The organism is Arenimonas aestuarii, assembly GCF_054781715.1.
This window is the reverse complement of sequence record NZ_BAAGTW010000004.1, coordinates 406,521-427,277: the sequence shown is the minus strand read 5'-3', so window position 1 is coordinate 427,277 and position 20,757 is coordinate 406,521. Positions and strand designations below refer to the sequence as shown.

General features: G+C 66.0%; 21 protein-coding genes and 1 tRNA gene. 5 read left to right on the top strand and 17 right to left on the bottom strand.

The window, feature by feature from the left end:
- Positions 1-119 precede the first annotated feature (119 nt).
- Positions 120-3,143 (top strand): Rne/Rng family ribonuclease, encoded by a 3,024-nt coding sequence (locus tag ACYVJH_RS02830; protein ID WP_460453139.1) that lies wholly within the window; start codon positions 120-122, stop codon positions 3,141-3,143.
- Positions 3,144-3,213: 70 nt separating this feature from the next.
- Here the strand turns inward: ACYVJH_RS02830 and ACYVJH_RS02825 are convergent, their stop codons facing one another.
- Positions 3,214-3,864 carry a response regulator gene (locus ACYVJH_RS02825; protein ID WP_460453138.1) on the bottom strand — a complete coding sequence of 217 codons (651 nt, stop codon included), beginning with the start codon at positions 3,862-3,864 and terminating at the stop codon, positions 3,214-3,216.
- A 264-nt stretch (positions 3,865-4,128) separates the two neighbouring features.
- Here ACYVJH_RS02825 and ACYVJH_RS02820 point away from each other — a divergent pair, with 264 nt between their 5' ends.
- Positions 4,129-5,115: a lysostaphin resistance A-like protein gene (locus ACYVJH_RS02820; RefSeq protein ID WP_460453137.1), complete on the top strand. Its 987-nt coding sequence runs from the start codon at positions 4,129-4,131 to the stop codon at positions 5,113-5,115.
- A gap of 226 nt (positions 5,116-5,341) precedes the next feature.
- Positions 5,342-6,046 (top strand): DUF4145 domain-containing protein, encoded by a 705-nt coding sequence (locus tag ACYVJH_RS02815; protein WP_460453136.1) that lies wholly within the window; start codon positions 5,342-5,344, stop codon positions 6,044-6,046.
- A gap of 86 nt (positions 6,047-6,132) precedes the next feature.
- Here ACYVJH_RS02815 and ACYVJH_RS02810 read toward each other — a convergent pair whose 3' ends face one another.
- The 13 genes from ACYVJH_RS02810 to serS all read right to left on the bottom strand — a co-directional run bounded on the left by ACYVJH_RS02810 (position 6,133) and on the right by serS (position 15,492).
- Positions 6,133-6,789 carry a DUF6988 family protein gene (locus tag ACYVJH_RS02810; RefSeq protein WP_460453135.1) on the bottom strand — a complete coding sequence of 219 codons (657 nt, stop codon included), beginning with the start codon at positions 6,787-6,789 and terminating at the stop codon, positions 6,133-6,135.
- A gap of 109 nt (positions 6,790-6,898) precedes the next feature.
- The gene (locus ACYVJH_RS02805; RefSeq protein WP_460453134.1) at positions 6,899-7,468 is read right to left on the bottom strand and encodes a hypothetical protein; all 570 of its coding nucleotides are present in this window, start codon (positions 7,466-7,468) and stop codon (positions 6,899-6,901) included.
- Positions 7,465-7,959 carry a helix-turn-helix domain-containing protein gene (locus ACYVJH_RS02800; RefSeq protein WP_460453133.1) on the bottom strand — a complete coding sequence of 165 codons (495 nt, stop codon included), beginning with the start codon at positions 7,957-7,959 and terminating at the stop codon, positions 7,465-7,467. Before ACYVJH_RS02800 ends, ACYVJH_RS02805 begins: the two co-directional genes overlap by 4 nt.
- Complete coding sequence (locus ACYVJH_RS02795) at positions 7,956-8,375, bottom strand: type II toxin-antitoxin system RelE/ParE family toxin (protein WP_460453132.1); 420 nt, start codon at positions 8,373-8,375, stop codon at positions 7,956-7,958. The genes ACYVJH_RS02800 and ACYVJH_RS02795 overlap by 4 nt, the downstream gene beginning before the upstream one ends.
- A gap of 980 nt (positions 8,376-9,355) precedes the next feature.
- On the bottom strand, positions 9,356-10,348 hold the full coding sequence (locus tag ACYVJH_RS02790) for an AAA family ATPase (protein WP_460453131.1): 993 nt from the start codon (positions 10,346-10,348) through the stop codon (positions 9,356-9,358).
- Positions 10,345-10,494 carry a hypothetical protein gene (locus tag ACYVJH_RS02785; protein WP_460453130.1) on the bottom strand — a complete coding sequence of 50 codons (150 nt, stop codon included), beginning with the start codon at positions 10,492-10,494 and terminating at the stop codon, positions 10,345-10,347. The genes ACYVJH_RS02790 and ACYVJH_RS02785 overlap by 4 nt, the downstream gene beginning before the upstream one ends.
- An 86-nt stretch (positions 10,495-10,580) precedes the next feature.
- Positions 10,581-10,775: a hypothetical protein gene (locus ACYVJH_RS02780; RefSeq protein ID WP_460453129.1), complete on the bottom strand. Its 195-nt coding sequence runs from the start codon at positions 10,773-10,775 to the stop codon at positions 10,581-10,583.
- A 292-nt stretch (positions 10,776-11,067) separates the two neighbouring features.
- On the bottom strand, positions 11,068-11,619 hold the full coding sequence (locus tag ACYVJH_RS02775) for a hypothetical protein (protein WP_460453128.1): 552 nt from the start codon (positions 11,617-11,619) through the stop codon (positions 11,068-11,070).
- A gap of 115 nt (positions 11,620-11,734) precedes the next feature.
- Entirely contained in the window at positions 11,735-11,938 is a 204-nt protein-coding gene (locus tag ACYVJH_RS02770; protein WP_460453127.1) for a hypothetical protein, read from the bottom strand.
- A gap of 67 nt (positions 11,939-12,005) precedes the next feature.
- The gene (locus ACYVJH_RS02765; RefSeq protein WP_460453126.1) at positions 12,006-13,052 is read right to left on the bottom strand and encodes a tyrosine-type recombinase/integrase; all 1,047 of its coding nucleotides are present in this window, start codon (positions 13,050-13,052) and stop codon (positions 12,006-12,008) included.
- A gap of 78 nt (positions 13,053-13,130) precedes the next feature.
- Positions 13,131-13,220: transfer RNA gene (locus ACYVJH_RS02760), tRNA-Ser, on the bottom strand.
- A 44-nt stretch (positions 13,221-13,264) separates the two neighbouring features.
- The gene (locus ACYVJH_RS02755) at positions 13,265-14,215 is read right to left on the bottom strand and encodes a LysR family transcriptional regulator (protein WP_460453125.1); all 951 of its coding nucleotides are present in this window, start codon (positions 14,213-14,215) and stop codon (positions 13,265-13,267) included.
- Positions 14,212-15,492 (bottom strand): serine--tRNA ligase, encoded by a 1,281-nt coding sequence (gene serS / locus ACYVJH_RS02750; protein ID WP_460453124.1) that lies wholly within the window; start codon positions 15,490-15,492, stop codon positions 14,212-14,214. Before serS ends, ACYVJH_RS02755 begins: the two co-directional genes overlap by 4 nt.
- A gap of 253 nt (positions 15,493-15,745) precedes the next feature.
- Here serS and ACYVJH_RS02745 point away from each other — a divergent pair, with 253 nt between their 5' ends.
- Positions 15,746-16,468, top strand: coding sequence for an RNA pseudouridine synthase (locus ACYVJH_RS02745; protein ID WP_460453123.1), 723 nt, complete (start codon positions 15,746-15,748; stop codon positions 16,466-16,468).
- 7 nt (positions 16,469-16,475) lie between these two features.
- Here the strand turns inward: ACYVJH_RS02745 and crcB are convergent, their stop codons facing one another.
- Positions 16,476-16,865, bottom strand: coding sequence for a fluoride efflux transporter CrcB (gene crcB, locus ACYVJH_RS02740; protein WP_460453122.1), 390 nt, complete (start codon positions 16,863-16,865; stop codon positions 16,476-16,478).
- A gap of 73 nt (positions 16,866-16,938) precedes the next feature.
- On the opposite strand from crcB, the gene ACYVJH_RS02735 reads away from it, so the two are divergent.
- Positions 16,939-18,693 carry a M14 family metallopeptidase gene (locus tag ACYVJH_RS02735; protein WP_460453121.1) on the top strand — a complete coding sequence of 585 codons (1,755 nt, stop codon included), beginning with the start codon at positions 16,939-16,941 and terminating at the stop codon, positions 18,691-18,693.
- 6 nt (positions 18,694-18,699) lie between these two features.
- On the opposite strand, the gene ACYVJH_RS02730 is transcribed toward ACYVJH_RS02735, so the two are convergent.
- Both ACYVJH_RS02730 and lolA read right to left on the bottom strand, forming a co-directional pair.
- Positions 18,700-19,968: a replication-associated recombination protein A gene (locus ACYVJH_RS02730; protein ID WP_460454257.1), complete on the bottom strand. Its 1,269-nt coding sequence runs from the start codon at positions 19,966-19,968 to the stop codon at positions 18,700-18,702.
- Between the two features lie 95 nt (positions 19,969-20,063).
- On the bottom strand, positions 20,064-20,711 hold the full coding sequence (gene lolA, locus ACYVJH_RS02725) for an outer membrane lipoprotein chaperone LolA (protein ID WP_460453120.1): 648 nt from the start codon (positions 20,709-20,711) through the stop codon (positions 20,064-20,066).
- Positions 20,712-20,757: the final 46 nt, after the last annotated feature.

Below are 20,757 nucleotides of genomic sequence, written 5' to 3'. Positions count from 1 at the left end.
CCCAAGGTTTGTAGCGCTGGAAGTTCCTGCCAGGCCCGGGTGCGCAATGCGCCCCAGGCCCGAAACATCGGGCGCGGACCCCGGCGTTCCTCGCGGTACGAGCGCGTGAGGAATCCACCATGAAGCGTATGCTGATCAATGCCACGCAGGCCGAAGAACTGCGCGTGGCGATCGTCGATGGCCAGAACCTGTACGACATCGACATCGAGCAGCCCTCGAAGGAACAAAAGAAGTCCAACATCTACAAGGGCCGCATCGTCCGGCTCGAACCCTCGCTTGAAGCCGCCTTCGTCGAATACGGCGGCGAGCGCCACGGCTTCCTGCCGCTCAAGGAAATCTCCCGCGACTACTTCGTCCCCGGCGTCGACCCGAACAAGGCCGGCCTGAAGGAATTCCTGCGCGAAGGCCAGGAAGTCGTGGTGCAGGTCGAGAAGGAAGAACGCGGCAACAAGGGCGCCGCCCTGACCACGTTCATCTCCCTGGCCGGCCGCTACATGGTGCTGATGCCCAACTCGCCCACCGCCGGCGGCGTCTCGCGCCGGGTCGAGGGCGACGACCGCGCCGCCCTGAAGGAAGCGATGGACGCGCTGACCATTCCCGAGGAAATGGGCGTGATCATCCGCACCGCCGGCGTCGGCCGCGCCGCCGACGAGCTGCAGTGGGACCTCGATTACCTGCTGCAGGTATGGAAGTCGATCACCGACGCCGCGCTGTCCAAGCCGGCCCCGTTCCTGATCTACCAGGAATCGCGCCTGATCATCCGGGCCCTGCGCGACTACCTGCGCGCCGACGTCGGCGAGATCCTGGTCGATACCCAGGAGATGTTCGACGAGGCCCGCGACTTCATGCAGTCGGTGATGCCGCAGAACCTGCGCAAGCTCAAGTTCTACGAAGACCCCACCCCGCTGTTCAACCGCTACCAGATCGAGTCGCAGATCGAAGGCGCCTACGAGCGCCAGGTGCGCCTGCCCTCGGGCGGTTCCATCGTGGTCGACCAGACCGAAGCCCTGACCGCGATCGACGTCAACTCGGCGCGCGCCACCAAGGGCGGCGACATCGAGGAGACCGCGTTCAACACCAACCTCGAGGCCGCCGACGAAGTGGCCCGCCAGATGCGCCTGCGCGACCTGGGCGGCCTGGTGGTGATCGACTTCATCGACATGGCGTCGGGCAAACACCAGCGCCAGGTCGAAGAGCGCCTGCAGGTGGCCCTGAAGCAGGACCGCGCCCGCGTCCAGATCGGCCGCATCTCGCGCTTTGGCCTGCTTGAAATGAGCCGCCAGCGCCTGCGCCCGAGCCTGGGCGAGTCGAGCCAGGTGGTCTGCCCGCGCTGCGAAGGCCATGGCCGCATGCGCAGCGTCGAATCGCTGTCGCTGTCGATCCTGCGCCTGGCCGAAGAACACGCCATGAAGGAAAACACCGGGCAGGTGCTGGTGCAGGCTCCGCCGGAAATCGCCAACTACCTGCTCAACGAAAAGCGCCGCGCCCTGGTCGAGATCGAGACCCGGCACGACGCGCCCGTGGTGGTGGTGGCCGACGACCAGCTCGAGACCCCGCATTTCAACATCAGCCGCCTGCGCGACAACGAGCTTGGCGAGGACAGCGCCCGTCCCAGCTACCACCGCACCACGCCGCGCAAGCTGGCGGTGCATGCGCTGACCAAGTCGCACATCAACGTTCCCGACATGCCGGCCGTGACCGCCGTGCGCCCGCCGAACCCGGCGCCGGTGCGCGAGGAAGCGCCGGAGCCCGTGGCGGTGGCGCTGCCGGCGGCCATTCAGGCCCCGGTGGCCAAGCGCGGCTTCTTCGCGCGCCTGGCGGCGCTGTTCACCGGTGACGAATCCCCGGCGACCGAAGAAAACAAGAAGCCCCGCCGCAATGATCGCGGTGATCGTGGTGAGCGCAGCGATCGTCCCGACCGCAGTGAGCGTGGTGAGCGTGGTGGCCGCCGCGAACGCGGCGGTCGTCGTGACCGCATCGAGCGCGACCGCGGTGGCAAGACCGCGCAGCAGCCGGCCAAGACCAGGACGCCCAAGGCCGAGCGCAGCGAAGACCAGAAGCGCCAGGACGAAGCAAAACGCGCCGAGGCCCAGCAGCGTCGGGAAGAGAACCAGAAGCGGGAAGCCGAGCGTCGCGAACAGCAGCGCCTGGAAAACCTCAAGCGCGAAGAAGAGCGCCGCGAAGCGCGCCAGGCCGCCATCGCCGCTGGTGGCGTGGCCGCCGGTCTGGATGACGGCGACGATGCCGATGCCGCCAAGGCCGAAGCGCTGTTGAACCAGGACGACGGCAAGGAAGGCAACGGCGAAGACGCTGCGAATGCCAGCGAGGGCAGCAGCCGCCGCCGCCGCGGCCGTCGTGGTGGCCGTCGCCGTCGTCGTGCGGATACCGGTACCGAAGCCAATGGCAACGAAGAGTCGGGCAACGACGATGAAGAGTCCGGCGAATCCGGCGGCCAGCCCCAATCGGGCAAGCCGTCCGAAGCTTCGGCCCCGGCGGTTACCGCCGCGGAGTCCGATTTCGACGACATCGCCCCGCCCGCCCCGGCCGTCGTGCCGGTGGTAGCCGCCTCCGCGGCCGCCGTGGTGTCGGTGGACATGCCGGCGCCGGGTGAGGCGGTTCCGCCGCCGGCCAGCGAAGCGCCCAAGCCGGACACCACGAACGCCGAGCCGGTGGCCAGGCCGACCGCGGAAACCCCGCCGGCCCCGCAGCCGGCCGTGCAGGCGGTTGCCATCGAGACCAAGCCCGAGCCGGTAGCGGTCGAACCCGTCGCCTCCGAGCCGGCCGCCGTGGAAGCCAAGCCCGAGGTCGCGGAAGCCGCCGCGCCCGCGCCGGTCGCCGAAGCGCCGCGGGCGGCGCCGCCGCCGGTGCAGCAGAGCCTGATCCCGGATCCCGAGCCGGTGAATCCCTACCTGCGCACGCAGCCGGCGCAGTTCGACGCGCCGCCGGCGCCACAGGAAAAGAAGCCGGCCGAAGAACCGGCGCCGGTGACCAAGCCTCTGGCCGAAGCCACGGCCGAACCTGAGGTGGACGCCGAGGTCACGCCGGAAGCCGAGCCGGAGCTGGCGCAGGCTCCGTCGGCCCCGGACTGGTCGCTGGCCGACCCGGACGCGTCCAGGTCCTCGCCGAGCGACAAGACCGGCTGAGCCCAGGCTCAACCCGGCATGCAAACAAGAAGGGCGCCCCAGGGCGCCCTTCTTGTTGCTGGCCCCGGCCTCAGGCCGTCAGCGCGGACGCCGGGTCGGAAATGCCGTGCTGCCCGGCCAGCCGGGCAAGCGATATCGCATCGCGGATGCCCAGCTTTTCGAACAAGCGGTACTTGTGCGTGGCCACGGTCTTGCCGCTGAGGCTGAGGCGGCGGCCGATCTCTTCCATGCGCAGGCCCTGGCAAAGCAGGCGCGCGACCTGCAGTTCGCGCGGCGACAACTGGTCGAAGGGCGATGACTGCCCGCCGAATCCGTCGAGCGCCATGCGCTGGGCGACGTCGCTGGCCAGGTAGCGCCGGCCGCGGAAGACGTCGCCGACGGCCCGCACCAGTTCCTGCGGGTCGCAGCCCTTGCCCAGGTAACCCGAGGCACCGGCCTCGATGAGGCGGCGCGGCATCGGCCCGTCCTCCTGGATCGAGACGATGATCACGCGCGTGCCGATGTCGGCGCGCACGATGCGTTCGGTGACGTCCAGGCCACTGATGCCCGGCAGGTGCAGGTCGCACAGCACCACGTCGGGCTGCAGCCGGCGGACCTGCGGCAGCGCCTCTTCGCCGGTGGCGGCTTCGCCGATGATCTCGGCCGCGCCGCTCTGCTCGAGGATGAGTCGGTAGCCCGTGCGCACCAGCGCGTGGTCGTCGACGATGAAGACTCGGATCATGGTTGCTCCCTCCCCAGGGTTCGATGCCCACGCTAGGCGAGGCGGCGCGGGCACCGCTAGGGCAACTTGCCGCCTGTTCGCTAGGTTATTTCCTACGCGGCGACAAAGGCGCGAACCTGGTTATCGCTGCCTGACAAGTTGCGCCCCGGATCACCGCCCGGCCGGCACGGCGCCGAAAATACCTACCCCCGCCCACGTCACGTGCCGACAGACCACGCGCGCCACGGCGGGGACACTGGCCTTCCTTCCGCACGACCCACCGGCATGATCCCTTCGCGCCTCGTCCATCGCCTCGGCCTGCTGGCCCTTTCCCTGCTGCTCCCGGCCTTGCTGGTGGGCCTGATGGCCGCCTGGTTCCTGGCGCTCACCACGCTCAGCCACCACGACCGCAGCCTGGTCTGGGTGCAAGGTGCGCCGGCGCAGCTGGCCGCACTCCGCGAGGCGGTGCTGGAACACCCTGTTTTTCCGGAAGGCGACTTCGCCCCGGGAGGTTACGCGGACCACCGCCCCGCCGATTGCGCGGCCTACGACGTGGCCGTCGGCTTCTCGCGGCTACGCGAGTACGAACTCTCCGCCGCCAAGGCCACGCTGGACCAGCTCGTACGTAGCGCGGGCGTGCGGGTCTGCGAAGCCCACGTCTACCTCTTCAATGACCTGCCCAGTCCGCTCGACCCCACGGCCTGGAACGACTCCCTGGTGACCCTGCTGCTGGCCCTGCTCCTGCCCACCGGCAGCCTGCTCATCGCCTACTGGGGCTTTGGCCTGGCCCTCGCCCTGCCCTCGCCCTGGCACCTGCCCCGACCCTTGCTGCGAACCCTGGGCGTCGGCGTCGCCGGCGCTATCGGCGGTCTGGCAGCCATTGAAGTTTTCGGACGCCTGCTGCACCTGGCCTGGCCGGGCACGTCAGTCGGCAACGACGCGATTTCGGGCCTGGGGCCGGATCCGCTCTCGCTGACGGTCATCCTGCTCGTCGGTGTGTACACGCCCTTCCTCGAGGAAATGGCCTTCCGCGCCTGGCTGATCCCGGTCGCCGAGCGCGCCATCGGCCTGTGGCCGGCCTGCGCCCTGTCGATGTTCGCCTTCGCCGCCATCCACCTGCCCTCAGCCGGGCCGGAGCTGCTCGGCACGCTAATGCTGGGCGCGGTCTTCGCCGCCGTCTATGCGCTTACCCGCTCCCTGCCCGCCTGCCTGATCGCCCACGGCGGCTACAACGTGCTGGCGCTGGGCCTGCACGTCGCTACGGTGGGTTGATGGGGCGTATCGCCTTCAGCGAAATGGCGGAAGAGGTGGGATTCGAACCCACGGACGGTTTGACCCGTCGCCGGTTTTCAAGAGCGAAATATCTCAACAATCAACAACTTGCGACAACCCTCGCCCGCTGAGAAATCAAGGACTTCCGCAATAGACAACATTGGCCGTTAATGTGGGTTTGGGGCGGCGTTGTCCCAGATTTGTCCCAAATTGCGCGGAGAGAGTAATGAAAGGCGAGAACTGGGAGTGCCCGCACTGCGGCCGAGCAGTGACGATTACTGATGAAAGAAGTTCCTTAAGCGTGCATGACGTGAACATTTCCAACAGTGAAAGCGGCATGAGACTGTTTTCCCAGTTCTATATCTGCCCCAACCCGAAATGCACTAAGCCCACTCTCGACGTGTCGCTCTACAGACTCGCTATACCTGGGGTCCGATCCGCAAGTGTGATTCTCAAGAAGAGATTGATGCCAGACGGGACACACAAAATCTTTCCGGATTACATACCTTCTCCTCTCAGAGAGGACTACGCGGAAGCCTGCCGTATTCGTGAGCTGAGCCCTAAAGCTTCGGCGACTTTATCCCAAAGGTGTTTGCAGGGTGCAATTCGAGACTTCTGGAAAGTAACGCCAGGCCGCCTAGTAGATGAAATTGCGCAGATCGAGGATCGAGTGGATCCGGATGTATGGGATGCAATTCAATCTGTTCGAAAAATCGGGAACATCGGCGCCCACATGGAAAATGACATCAACGTGATTGTCGATGTCGATCCAGGCGAAGCTCAATTGCTCACCGAACTGGTGGAAACCCTTCTTCAGGAGTGGTACGTGACTCGAGCTCAACGTGCTGCTCGCTTGTCGACTATCAAGGCAACTGCCGCTGAAAAGGAACTAGCCAGGAAGCCTCCAGCGCAGGTCGACGCCAAGGAGTAACAGTCGGTGGGGGCCATTAAATAGCGCGCCAGAACGCTCGATCTGCGCGGTTCTCGGCGGGCGAGTCGGTGCTGATACCCCCAAATCTACCCCCCAGGCACCGGTGGTGGTCCGTCTCCCAGAAAGCAGTCCTTGTACCTCGCAGCTATTCCGTGAAGGTCGGGAGTCTTCTCGGCTGGGAGATTGCACAAATCGACGATCTGAGCTGCAGCGTTCAGGGAAAATGCGTTGCTCAACTTGACCAATTCAAACTGTGCTGGACGATAGGCGCCCCTCAGGGCCATTTGGACGGCTCGAGCACCGTTGTGCGTGAAGGAGTGATGGGAGTCGCCCAGCATGTCGACGAGGGCCTTCACCACCTCCGAGAAGGGCTCCAAGCCCTTTTCAGATATCTCGCGCATTGCTTTGGTGAGGCCAGGAGGCTCTTTGGTCTCCCGAATGTCGCCATCCTTGAGATTGAAGAACTCGGCTAACCACTCATCATCGGGAACAAGGCACACCCAAACCTGCCGGATGAACGCTTCCATCTGAGGACGTAGAAGAGCAAAGCTCGCGCAGGGATTGTCCAACAGCATTAGCGCACGCAGCCCGCGGCCATGCTCAAGAGACGCCGTGGCCCAGCCTACTGCTGCTTGATAGCGGAGGCCCTCTGGGACTGGAACTCCGCTCGTGGCATTCCTTAGGTCGTTGTCGAATCGCGACGAGCGGTCAATGAGTTCGATGAGTTCATCGGCTTCTGCCATTGCCTTGGCCCCGTACTTGGCTTCGCCAATCTTTGCAATTTTCTAGCTGAGCTTTCTCGCAGAACGATCTAGCTCACGTCGAAGCCGGAGGTGCTGGCAAGATCATCTCTCACTTCTGGGGAGTTTTCTTGGCGGCACTCTTGGTCGGTGATGTAGCGCCGCTGTCGATGGATTTCGCCGCCAGTCGCTTGTTCAGCTCTTCGATCTTCTCGGCAGAGAAATTGAAAAATTCCATCAATATTTCGTCTCGTTTATTGCGCGGCTGAAATTCAATATGAACGTCTTCGGGGCCAAGAGTTGTGCTTGGAAGTGTTACTGGCCCGTATGGAGCTCGGGAGGAAATTGAAGCCAGCATCTCGCGGACGCCTGAATAGAGCAGCCGCGCCACATTTACCGCAAGCATGTTTGGTGACCAGCCGCTCATGTAGCATGCTTTGCACGCCTCAATATCAATTTCGAACCCTGTGAACGCCTCAAGCTCAAAGGTGTAGTGCTTTGATCTTTTCGTTTGCTTGGCATTGATAATGGCAAAGTGCCTTCCGTCAATAGAGAACCCAACAGACGCATGCACTTTAGGTATGAGTGGCTCGTCGATCTCGGGCGGCTCTACCCCAGGAGTGGCTCGCACCGATACAACGGGATACTCAAGTCCATCAATTTTTAGAGGGCTAGCTTTCATGCCGGTTCACCAAGAGATCGATTTAGCATTCTGTCTTTTGCGCTGAAACGAGCAGGTCTAGCCCATTGCTTGAAGTGACGGTGCCGTGGGGTGCTCTTAATTTCTGAATAAAGACGGGCATGCTCCGCGAGTGCGTGAGAGTTGCCTTTTCGGCTCTCGAAGAGGCAAAAGCTGACATCCTCGTCCATTTCGTTTGGCACAAGATCGAAAGTTGTCCCATTTGAACTGATCGAAATGGTTAGGTCCCAGCCGACTGCTGAAACGTGTCGATAAAGCGTCGACATAAGAAAGTCGCCACGCCCCTCGAACTTAGAAATTGCGGCTTGGCTCTTACCTAGACGAGCTGCCATCTCTGATTGAGTAACGCCGGCGCGCTCTCGAAGCGCTGCGAGCGGCAAGAGCGCCTTTGCATTTGCTTTTATCTCTGCTAGATCGCCCTTTCCGATGTCGGATCGGAGGGCGAGAACTTGCTCAAATGTTAGAGTTGTCATTGCTTCTTCCCCTTCTTCTTGGGAGACCCAGTTTTTTTTGGGGTATCCCTTTTGATCTGCGATTCGATTTCAGATTGATGCTCGGAAAAGAGTCGGTCTGCGATCGGGATAAAGCGGTCGTAAAACTCGGTCCATCCGATCTTTGCCTTGTCGCCTGCGGCCAATAGGATTGCTCGACGCTTCAGGTCGAACGCAAACAAAATGCGGAAATTCTGGGAGCCATTTACGATCCGAAGCTCCTTCATGTTTGAATGCGTGGAGGTAACTATCGGCTTAACAAGTGGCGTTCCCAATTGCGGGCCTTGAGCCTTGAGCGCCTCAATAGCTGACATGACCCGCTTGAAGGAATCCTTGTCCAGGTCCTTGAGCCACTGGGCTACATCATCTGAGAAAAGGACTGTCCAGGGCGGCATCATATAACCTTGGTGTTATTATATGTGGGGCGAGGGGGTGGGATGTCAACCGCTCGTCAACCCTACTTCACCTTACATCTAGGCGCAGCATCTGAGGACGGCCTTAGGACGGGCTGGCGCGGCTGATATTGCGCCTTCCTGCTCCGACGCCCGATTGGCCGGCTGTGACGGGGGCAGTGGCCTCTAACCCTGCGCTGGCCCGCTGGGATCTGACGCTCCGGGTCCCATGAGGCAGGGTAGCTTGACCCGGCCGCTACAACATTCATCGACCGTCCACGGTGGATCGTGGCCCCCTGGCGCACTCTGGACAGGGCTGGGCCGGGAAGCGCAAGGCGAAGGTAAAGCCACGGCGTCGGCGCTAAGGCTAGCTCCGAATTAGCGTGGCGCAGCTTGCGCGCTTGCTGGATCGCCAGCCAGTCGAGCGGCGATCTCTACGAAGTTGGCGGACCCAGCATCTGGGTCGTGCACGGCGATCAGCCGTAGCTGCTGCTCCTATTTGGCTTCGATGAGCAAGCCCTGCGGCTTAGTGCTGGCTGCAGGGATCAGAAGGTCCGGAAAGGTGACGCGGTGCTCCTGGAATGTCGAAAACTGTTTTTCTAACCTGACTGTGCAAAAAGGAGGCTGGGCGCGCGTGCCAGCGATTGCGTCCTTTCTACTTTCCCCCCACCCCCCGCCGCCTGGGCGCTCACAGGGGCGCATTAGGGTCGGTGGGCGCGGGCGCTGCATCAGCGGCGTCCTGCCAGACGTGTGCGCGAGGTGGTGGCCTCCTTCTCGGCCTTCATCACGCGCCGGCATCTCTGTGAGCAGAGCTTGGCTTTGCCGGCCTTTCGCGGCATCAGCCGATGGCACGTGCCGCATCGGTGGGAGTTGTGTTCGTTCCTTGCCATGTAGTGGTCTCTGATGGTGTCCCGGTCGGGACAGGCTGTCCCGCTGTTGGTGTCCCACAGGGACAGGTGTCCCAAACCCTGTCCCGGGACCCCCCTTTAAGGGGGTGTCCCACCGGGACAGTTGGGGTTTGGGAGGGATTCACCGGCCGGCATGTGGGACAGTTTCCTGAGAACGCGCGCGACGGCGGACTTGGATCGGTTGGTCTGGCCTGCGATCTGGCGGCAGCTGTATCCGCTCGCGTGAAGGTGGAGGATCAGCTCGTCGCCTTCCTTCTCCTTGATTGCACCGGCGTCGTCGGCGATCGCGCGGCTGGATTCGGGAATCTGCTTGGGGCCATCGGGGTTGCTGTTCGGCACGGCGATCTCCACGTCGGCCCATCGCAGCGCCAAGGGATCGGGCAAGCGCCAATCCTTCGACTTGCTGGCCTTGAGCTGGAAGCTGCTCTCGCCCGGTTTGATCAGGAACTCGCTGTCGAGGGCGGCGTACAGGGCACTCGATCCGCGCGCGCGGTCTGCCGTGGCATGCCCGGTGTGGTGAAGCACCAGGACCGTGCACCCCCACTCCTGCCTCATCCAATCCAGGGCGCCGATCAGCGCGCCCATGTCCTGGGCGCTGTTCTCGTCGGCGCCGGCCATGGCGCGCGCCAGCGTGTCGATCACCACGAGCTGGGGTTCGCACCCGGCCTGGTAGAACAGGTGTTCGCCGGCTTCCGTCATTGCGTCGATCACCCCGGCGGCGGATGCGTCGTCGGTCAGCACCGGCAGACCATCCGCGATCATCAGCGGCACACGCGTAATCGGGCATCTGTGAAACGACTCCCAGGCCGCGATGCGCTTCCTGAGCCCCTGCCTGCCTTCCCCGGCCAGATAGAAGACCGTCCCCTGCTGTACGTCGCGGCCGTACCAGGGTGTGCCCGTAGCCACCCGACAGGCCCAGTCCACGGCAAGGAAGCTTTTGCCGGCGCCAGAAGGCGCGACTAGGGCGGCCAGCGTGTCGCGGACCAGCCAGCCATCGATCAGCCAAGAGGTGGCGCTCAAGGCGATCTCGTCCGCTCGGGCGAACGTGACCAGGCGCCGCGGGGCGTTCACGGGGCAGGCGTACCACCGGACGCCTCAGATTCCAGGGCCTGTTTGATCTTCAGGCAGTGCCGACGCACCCCATCGAGCTCCATGGCCAGGCGCTCGGCGCCCCGCGGGGTCGGGTGGGCGCGCAGGTCGATCAGTTGGGCTAGCACGCTATCTGCGATCTCAGGGACCGGCTGCAGCAGATCCCGGGAGCTGGTCTGGAAGACGTTTCGGCGCGCGGCGATCTCGGCGGGAGTCACGCGTGCACCTCGCCGAGTAGCGCTTCGGTGTCGACGATCGTTTCGTCCATGATGGCCAGGAACTTTGCCGCCCGGTCACGTTCGGCCTTAAAGTCCTCGAGCTCTTTGCGGATAAAGGCGGGTTCTCCCCTTACTGCCTTCTCGATGAGCCAGCGGCGCGCGGTGCCCGGGACGTGCTGCCAGCCCTTCACAACGCACCACCTGGCCCGCTGACCTTGGAATCAAGCCACGCGTCGAATCGATCCTCATCAATCCAAACGGTGCGGCCTATGCGCACGATTGCGCCCATGGCCGCGAGCCCGTTGGAATCAGCCTGGAAAACCCACCACCGGCACTGCGGTTCGGTGTATCCCCGCTCCCGGCTTAGCTGGGCAACGCGCCTCAGCTTTCTCATGACATGACCTCCGTCTCGGTTGACGGGGCCAATGTGGCGCTATGGGCTCATTGCGGGGAGGGCCGGGTTAGGCTGTGGACTGCAGCCAACTACGCCCCCATGCGACGCTTCAGATTCCGTTCGTCCGTAGGGGCTTGGATGCCGCACCATTCGGCGATGTCCCGTGCTACCGCCCGGGAACGGGCAATCCCGAGACCCGCATGGGTTCGCAATGCGGCTGCGACATCCTTCAGGAAGCGGTCTCGGTTCTCCTTGCCCTTCGGGCCGGTGCGCCCCTGCGGGACCTGCTCAGCCGCCTTGGCGAGCATCACCGAAAGTCGGAGCAGCCAGGGATCGATCTGGTCGCGCCAGACGGCAAGAAAGGGCGCCCGGATATCTTTGTTCCATGGCGAGTTCCACCAGATGTCTTCGATGTAGGCGTCAAGTTCGGCGTCCATGCCCGAAACTCGTTCTCTCAATGCCGCGATCATCTCGCGGGTGGAGCTTGCCTGGGCGATACGCTCCGATGGCTGAAGTTGCGCGGCCGCCGCTTGCGCGTTGAAACGGTATCGGCCGAGTGCCAGAACAACCGCACCCGCCACCTCTTGCGAGTAATCTTTCAGGCCCGCAATCGCCCGGTCCGGCAGGCGACCATCGACCATCCCTGACCGCGACTCGTGAGCCCTAATTTCGCGGGGCGACAATGGGCGAAGCTTTGATGACTTGGACGCGCCCGAAGACGCGCCATTGCCCGTGGCTTTCTTCTTGACCACCGGTTCAACCCTCGGTGTCGTGCGCGTTCAGCGCTTTCAGGCCTTCGTCCGCAATTTCACCCAAGGCAACGGCGGTCCAGCGAACATCATCGTCTGTAAGCACTTCCTGGGTGGTGGAAATCAAGCCAGTGAGCGCGCGGATCTTCTTGAGGGCAATTTCGGCCTGTTCGACCTGCAGAGAGTTGGGTCTAGTATTCGCAATTGCCATGATCGTTCTCGTTTGGAACGGTTGTGGAAGGCCGCGCGGGCGCCGTAATCGCCCGGGTCGGCCGCTTTCAGCCGAGGAATTTCTCGGCCATTCGGTCAACGGCAGCGGTCGTGTGCTGCTCGCTTAGGTGGCTGTAGCGCTTCACCATCGCCAGGGTCTTGTGGCCCAGGATGGCGGCAATGTCCATCAGGGAAGCCCCCGACATCGCTAGGTAGCTGGCCGCGCTGTGGCGCAGGTCGTGGAAGCGGAAATCGGCCAGGCCCGCCTCTGCCCTCGCCTCCCGCCACGGCTTGTCGATCTGGTCCTTGGACAGGGGAAACACCGGGCCTACCGGCAGGCGCCCTTTGCGCCACTCCCGCAGGACGTCGACCGCGGTCTGCGCCAGGGGCACGGTGCGGTTCTCGCCATTCTTGGTGTCCACGAAGCGCACGGTGCGACGCTCGAGGTTCACATTCGCCCACTCCAGCGAGGCAAGCTCCCCCTTCCGCGCGCCGGTGGCCAGCGCCAGGCGCACCAGTGGGCCCAAGGCGTCGAGTTCGGACTTGTCACAGGACTGCAGCAGCCGGACGCGCTCGGCGTCGCTCAGGAACCGCTCGCGGCCTTTGGAGTCCTCCAGGCGGGAGACGTTCGCCACCGGGTTCTTGTTGAGCCAGCCGTATTCCTTCGACGCCACGCGCAGGACCGCGCTGAGTGCCGTCAGGTGCCGGTTTACCGTGGCGCCGCTGATCGGTCGCTTCGCCTTGTTCGTGCGCTTGGCGAGCTCGTCGCGGGTCTCAGCGACTACCGCCGGCGTCAGGCCGGCTAGCGCGCGATGGCCCAGCAACTCGCGCCAGACGCCCAGCAGCCTGGCTTGCTCCGATGCGTTCTTCCGGTGCTTGGACCGCGGCAGGGTCACTTCGAGGTAGCGGTCGATCGCGTCGGCAACGGTGCGCTTGCGGGCCTCGCTCGATGCCAGCTGCTCGCCGGCGAAGACTTTGGCCTCTTGCTCGGTGGCCCATTCCTGGGCGGCCTTCTTCGTCTCGAAGGACTTGGTGAGCTGCGGCTGGCCCAGGCGGCGCACGCGCACCCGCCAGGTGGTGCCGCCCTTGCCTGATCGCTTTTCGATGGTGGCCATTCGTTGTCCCAAATTGTCCCAATGCGGGGCCATTTGGGCACAGGCTTAGGCCCGTTGCAAGCCTGAACGCCTTGTATATGGCGGAAGAGGTGGGATTCGAACCCACGGACGGTTTGACCCGTCGCCGGTTTTCAAGACCGGTGCCTTAAACCGCTCGGCCACTCTTCCGTAAAAAACCTCGTGCGTTCGCGGCTACTCCGCCGCGGCGCCCGTCAGCAGGGTACGCCGCCGGGCGTGCCGCACTTGAGCTTGCTGTCCTGGATCTTCGCCGGCAAGTGCTCGGCCAGGAAATCGATGAACACGCGCACCGCCGGCAGCAGGCCGCGGCGCGAAGGATATATGGCGTGGCAGATGCCCTGGGGCAGGCTCCACTGGGGCAGCACCACTTCCAGCTCGCCCTGGCGGATGGCTTCGGCGCAGCTGAGTTCGGGCAGCAGCACCACGCCCAGGCCGTCCCGCGCGGCAGCCAGCAGCAGCGGAAAGTCCTGTGCCATCAGCGCCGGCGTCAGGTCCACGCGCTGCACCTGGCCTTCGGGGCCGTGCAGGGTCCAGCGCTGGCGGGCGTCGTCGTCGCTCATGCTCAGCGTCGTGTGGCCGGCCAGGTCGGCCGGCGCCTGCGGGCGACCGATGCGGTCGAGGTAGCGCGGGCTGGCCACCAGCAGTTCGCGCAGCTGGCCGAAGCTGCGGGCCACCATCTCGCCGTCCTCGGTGAGCTGCGAACGCACCCGCAGCGCCACGTCGAAGCCTTCCTGGATAACGTCCACGCGGCGGTTGCTGACGTGCAGCTGGACGCGCACCTGCGGGTGGGTCTTCATGAAGGTGGGCAGCAGCGGCGCCAGCAGCTCCTGGGCCAGGGCCACCGGGCAACTGACCTTGATCGTGCCGCGCGGGGCCGCCGACACGCGGTCGACTGCTTCGCGCGCCGCCTGGGCCTCGGCCAGCATGGTCTGGGCATGGCGGTAGACGCTCTGGCCGACCTCGGTGACCGCGAACTTGCGGGTCGAACGCTGCAGCAGGCGCACGCCCAGCTCGTTTTCCAGCTGGGCGATGCGGCGGCTCAGGCGCGACTTGGGCACGCCCAGGGCACGTTCGGCGGCGGCGAAACCGCCGTGTTCGACCACCATTGCGTAGAACTGCAGGTCGTTGAGGTCGGGGTGGTTCATCCAATGCGCTCCAGGTTGCCCATGTAGGGCCGCAGCGCGGCGGGGACTTCGATGCTGCCGTCGGCCTGCTGGTAGTTTTCCATCACCGCGATCAGGGCGCGGCCGACGGCCACGCCGGAACCATTGAGCGTGTGCACCGGCTCGGGCTTGCCCGTTGCCGGGTTGCGCCAGCGCGCCTGCATGCGACGGGCCTGGAAATCGCCGCAGTTCGAGCAGCTGCTGATCTCGCGGTAGGTGTCCTGGCTGGGCAGCCAGACTTCCAGGTCGTAGGTCTTGATGGCCGAAAAGCCCATGTCGCCGGTGCACAGCAGCACCTTGCGGTAAGGCAGGCCCAGCTTCTGCAGCACGGTTTCGGCGCAGCCGGTCATGCGTTCGTGCTCGGCGGCCGACTCCTCCGGACGCGCGATCGTCACCAGTTCGACCTTCTCGAACTGGTGCTGGCGGATCATGCCGCGGGTGTCGCGGCCGTGGCTGCCGGCCTCGGCGCGGAAGCACATCGAGTGCGCGGTCATGCGCAGCGGCAGCGCGCCGTCCTCGACGATGCTGTCGCGCACGATGTTGGTCAGCGGCACTTCGCTGGTGGGGATCAGGTAGCGGCGGTCGTCGCCGAGGTCGGTGGCGAACAGGTCGTCCTCGAACTTGGGCAGCTGGCCAGTGCCACGCAGGCTGTCGGCGTTGACGATCAGCGGCACGTTGGTTTCCTGGTAGCCGTGTTCGCCGGCGTGCAGGTCCAGCATGAACTGCGCCAGGGCCCGGTGCAGGCGCGCCAGCGGGCCGCGCAGCACGGTGAACCGGGCGCCGCTGAGCCTGGCGGCGGTATCACCATCGAGCCAGCCGTCGCGGGCACCGAGCTCGACGTGGTCCTTCACCGCGAAATCGAAGCTGCGCGGCGTGCCCCAGCGCAGCACCTCCTGGTTGTCCTTCTCGTCGGCGCCGGCCGGCACGCTGGCGTCGGGAAGGTTGGGAATGGCCAGGGCGATGGCCTCGAGTTCGGCCCGCAGTTCGTCCAGGCGGACCTCGGAGGCCTTGAGTTCGTCGGCGATGCCGGCGACCTCGGCCATCAGCGGCGCCACGTCCTCGCCCTTGGCCTTGGCCTGGCCGATGGCCTTGGAGCGGGTGTTGCGCAGGTTCTGCAGCTCCTGGGTGCGGCCCTGGATGGCCTTGCGCTCGGCCTCGAGCCGCTCGAAGCCGGCCACGTCGAGGTCGAAGCCCCGGGTCTGCTTCAGGCGCGCGGCGGTATCGGCGAGGTGGCCACGCAGCAGGGTCGGGTCGAGCATGGGGTCATTCCATAAATGAAACAGGCCGGCGCATTATCGCGCCGCGCCGGACACCCGTGCAACGAAAATCATGGCGATTCCGGCGCCAGGGGCGCATGCTGTCGCCCGCCGGGCCGCGCATCCGCGTGGCGGCGTCACGGAGCACGACCATGGCCAAGGGCCTGAACCAGAAAAAGAACGAAAAGAAGAAGCCGGAGAAAACCCCGAAGGAAAAGCGCGCGGAGAAGGACCTGAAGAAGGCCGCCCGCAAGTCATGACCGAGCCGGTCCGCCTGGCGCGCCGCGTGGTCGAGATCACCGGCTGCACGCGCAGCGAGGCCGAACGTTACGTGCAGGGTGGCTGGGTGACCGTGGACGGCGTCGTGGTCGAGGCGCCGCAGCATCCGGTCACCGTCGAAAACGTGGCCCTGCTGCCCGACGCCCGCCCCGACCCGGCCGAGCCGGCGACGATGCTGCTGCACAAGCCGGCCGGCTACGACCCGGCTGCGGGTACGAACCCGGCCGAGGCCCTGCTGGTGCCCGCCAATCGCTGGGCCGACGACCCGTCGGGCTGGCGCCTGCTGCAGCGGCATTTCCCTCGCCTGCAGCCGGCGATGCCCCTGCCGGTGGAGGCCAGCGGGCTGATGGTCTTCAGCCAGGATGGCCGGGTGCTGCAGAAGCTCAAGCAGGATGGCGAGCGCATCGAGCAGGAGTTCAACGTCGAGGTCGAAGGCGAGTTGGCGCCGTATGGCTGGAAACGCCTCACCGGCGGCACGACCTTCCAGGGCTGGCCGGTGGCGCCGTTCCGGGTCAGCTGGCAGAGCGAACAGCGCCTGCGTTTTGCCATCAAGGGCGTGCGCCCGGGCCTGCTCGAGCACCTGTGCGCGGAAGTGGGCCTGAAGGCGACGGCCGTGCATCGCCTGCGCATCGGCCGCGTCGGCCTGTCGAAGATGCCGGTCGGGCAGTGGCGCTACCTGCCGGTGCTCGAACGCTTCTGAGCCGGACTCAGACCGGGCGCAACCAGGTGGCCAGGCGTGCGCCGGCCCAGACCAGGGCCAGGCCGCCGACCAGGGTCATCGCCAGGTAAGCCAGCATCACCCCGGGTTTGGCGGTGCGCGCATACAGCAGGCATTCGAGCATCAGCGCCGAATACGTGGTCAGGCCACCGAGCACGCCCACCACCAGGAAGGCGCGCGCGTACAGCGCGCCCGGGCCGCGGCCTTCCAGCCAGACCAACAGGAATCCCGCCGCCAGGCTACCCAGCAGGTTGACCGCCAGCGTGCCCCAGGGCAGGCCGTCGCCGATCTGTCGCAGCAGCCAGGCGCCGATGAGATGGCGGCCACCGGCGCCGAGTGCGCCACCGGCCATCACCAGCCAGAGCAGGGTCCAGTTCATGGGCCAAGGTTAATTCAAACCAGGGCACGGAAACTTGTAGGCTTTGCGTTTGCGCCCCACTGCCCGGACCCTCATGCGCCTGATCACCAGCTTGCTCCTGCTCACCACTTTGCCCGCTCTCGCGGCACCACCGCTGACCACGGTCGCCGAAGAATCGGGTTTCACCCGCACCGGCCGCTACTCGGAAGTCGTCGACCTGTGCGACGCCTTCGCCGCCCGCTACCCGGCGTCGGTGCGCTGCTTCGACTTCGGCACGACGCCGCAGGGCCAGCCGATGAAGGCGCTGGTGGCGTCCACCTCGGGCGCACTCGATCCGCTGGCCGCGCGCCGCCAGGGCCTGCCGGTGGTGCTGGTGCAGGGCGGTATCCACGCCGGCGAAATCGACGGCAAGGACGCCGGCTTCCTGGCCCTGCGCGAACTGCTTGAGGGCGAGGCGGCGCCGGGTGCGCTGGACAAGCAGGTGCTGCTGTTCGTGCCGGTCTTCAACGTCGACGGCCACGAACGCTTCAGCGCCTGGAACCGCCCCAACCAGCGCGGCCCGGTGGAAATGGGCTGGCGCACGACGGCGCAGAACCTCAATCTCAACCGCGACTACCTCAAGGCCGACGCGCCGGAGATGCAGGCCATGCTGGCCCTGGTGAACACCTGGGACCCGCTGGCGGTGGTGGACCTGCACGCCACCAACGGCGCCCAGTTCGAACACGACATCGCGGTCATGGTCGAACCCCTGTACGCCGGCGACCCGGCCCTGCGGGCCATCGGCCGGCAGTGGCGCGACGCCGTCATCGCCGACCTGGCCGACCAGGGCTCGCTGCCGCTGCCGTTCTACCCGTCCTTCGTGGTGTACGACGACCCCGCCTCGGGTTTCACCGACTCGGTGGCGCCGCCGCGGTTCTCGACCGGCTACTTCTGGATGCGCAACCGCCTGGGCATGCTGGTGGAAACCCACTCCTGGCGCACCTACCCCGAACGCGTGCGCAGCACCCGCAACACCGTGGTGTCGGTGATCGAGCAGATCGCCGAACACGGCCAGGCCTGGCAGCGCGCCGCGCGCGCCGCCGACGTGGCCGCGAGCCAGCCCGATCCCACGCCGGCACCGCTGAGCTTCGCAGCCAGCGACAAGGTGCGCACGATCGACTTCCGCGGCTACGCCTACACCCGCGAACCCTCGGACGTATCGGGCGCGCTGATGACCCGCTACGACGAATCCACGCCGCAGCTGTGGCGGATTCCCCTGCGCGACGACATACAGCCGGCGATCACCGTGCCGCGGCCCGGTGCCGGTTACCTGGTGCCGGCCGAACACGCCGCGCAGGTGGCGGCCAAGCTGCGCCTGCACGACCTCGCCTTCCATGAACTGCCTGCGCTGGGCGAGACCGACGTGCAATCGTTCCGGGCCAGCAGCAAGGCCTTCGGCGCCACGCCGGTCGAAGGCCACCAGCGGCTCACCGTCACCGGCGAATGGGCGGACGAACGCATCGCGCTGGGCAAGGGCGCGCTGTTCGTGCCGATCCGCCAGCCGCGTTCGCGCGTGGTGATGGCCCTGCTCGAGCCGCTGGCCCCCGATTCGCTGCTGGCCTGGGGCCGTTTCAACAACCACTTCGAAGCCAAGGAATACATGGAGGCCTACGTGGCCGAGGCCGTCGCGCGGGAGATGCTCGCCGGGGATCCGGCGCTTCGCGAAGCCTTCGAAAAGCGCCTTGCCGAGGACGCCGATTTCGCCGCCAGCCCGTCGGCGCGACTGGACTTCTTCTACCGCCGGCATGCGTCCTATGACCAGGCGCTGGACCGCTACCCGGTGCTGCGCGTGGACAGCGACCCGCGCTAAGCCGGCTCAGCCCTTGCGGGCCGCCTCGCGGGCGGCGCGCAGGCGGTCGAGCTTTTCCTTGAGCTTGATTTCCAGGCCACGCTCGACGGGTTCGTAATACACCCGCTCGCCCATGGCTTCCGGGAACGCGGTCTGGCCCAGGGCGATGCCCTCGGGCGCGTCGTGGTCGTACTGGTAGCCGCTGCCATAGCCAAGCGACTTCATCAGCTTGGTCGGCGCATTGCGCAGGTGCAGGGGAACGTCCAGGGTGCCGGTGTCGCGCACGTCGGCCTGCGCCGCCTTGAAGGCCACGTAGCCGGCGTTGGACTTGGCGGTGCTGGCCAGGTAGATCACCGCCTGCGCCAGCGCCAGGTCGCCCTCGGGGCTGCCCAGGCGCTCGTAGGTGTCCCAGGCTTCCACGCAGATCTGCAGGCCGCGCGGGTCGGCCAGGCCGATGTCCTCGACCGCCATGCGGGTGATGCGCCGTGCCAGGTAGGCCGGGTCGCAGCCGCCGTCGAGCATGCGCGCGAACCAGTACAGCGCCGCGTCCGGGTTCGAACTGCGCACCGATTTGTGCAGGGCCGATATCTGGTCGTAGAAAAGTTCGCCGCCCTTGTCGAATCGCCGGGTGCGGTCGGCCAGCACCTGGGCCAGCGTGGTTTCGGAAATGCGGCCGCCTTCGTCGGCGGCCAGTTCGGCGGCGATCTCCAGCAGGGTCAGCGCCCGGCGAACGTCGCCGTCTGCGGCGCCGGCGATGTCGCGCAGGCGCGCTTCGTCCACCTCGATGCCCTGCCCGCCCAGGCCGCGTGTTTCGTCGTCCAGGGCGCGGCGCAGGGCGGCGACGATATCGTCCACCGACACCGCCTCGAGCACGTGCACGCGGCAGCGCGAGAGCAGCGCCGAATTGAGTTCGAAGCTGGGGTTTTCCGTGGTGGCACCGACGAACAGGATGCTGCCGCGTTCGATGTGCGGCAGGAAGGCGTCCTGCTGGGTCTTGTTGAAGCGGTGGACCTCGTCGACGAACAGCACGGTGCGCCTGCCCTCGCCGAACCGGGCCTCGGCCGCCGCCAGTACTTCGCGCACCTGCGGCAGGCCCGAAAGCACCGCCGAGATCGCCACGAACTCTGCCTCCGCGTAACGCGCCAGCAGCAGGGCCAGCGTGGTCTTGCCGCAGCCCGGCGGACCCCAGAGGATCATCGAATGCACGCGGCCCGATTCCACCGCGCGGCGCAGCGCCGAACCCGGCGCCAGCAGCCGGCGCTGGCCGACCATGTCGTCCAGGCTGGCCGGGCGCATGCGCTCGGCCAGGGGCTTGAGGCCCTCGGGTGCTGCGAACAGCGGGGCGGACGGGGAGGCTTTTCGGCTCACGGCCCCAGTTTAGCCCCGTTGCTTCAGTCAGCCAGCGGCATCACTTCGGCGGCCCGGGCCATTTCGCCCACCACTTCGGTGCCCGGCGGCGGGGTGAAGGCGAACGTCGTGGCGTCGAAGGCCGGGTTGCGCTGCCAGTCCTTGAAGCGCACCTCGGTGCGCTGGCCCAGGCCGTCGCTCATTTCCATCACCACCAGGCCATTGGCGTCGAAACCCAGGCGCGCGCTTTCGAACGGGGATTCCTCGGGCTTGCGCGGGGTCAGGGCCAGCCAGGACATGCCGTCCGACTGCACGCCTTCGGCCACTTCGAACTGGCGGTCGAGCTCGGTCGGATCCACCAGCACCGACAGCGGGCTGCCCTGCTCCTCGTGGCTCTGGATGCGTACCGTCACCTGCTCCAGGTCCGGGTCGTGGATCCAGACGTGGGTGCCGTCGGCGACGATCACCTGCGGGAAGGGCTGCACCACCTCCCAGCGGAACTGCCGCGGCGCGCGCAGCTTGAGCTTGCCGCTGGACGACTCCAGCAGTTCGCCATCGGGCGCGTGCACGCGCTGCTCGAAGTCCGCCGCCATGCCCGTCATGCCGGCACCGAAGGCGTCGAGCTGGTCGCGCGCACCGGCATGGGCCAGGGGCGCGGCAAGGGTAAGCAGCAGAAGTACGAACAGACGCATCGGGATAGCCTCGGTGTGCTTTGGTGGCCAGTGTGTCGCGGCTTGC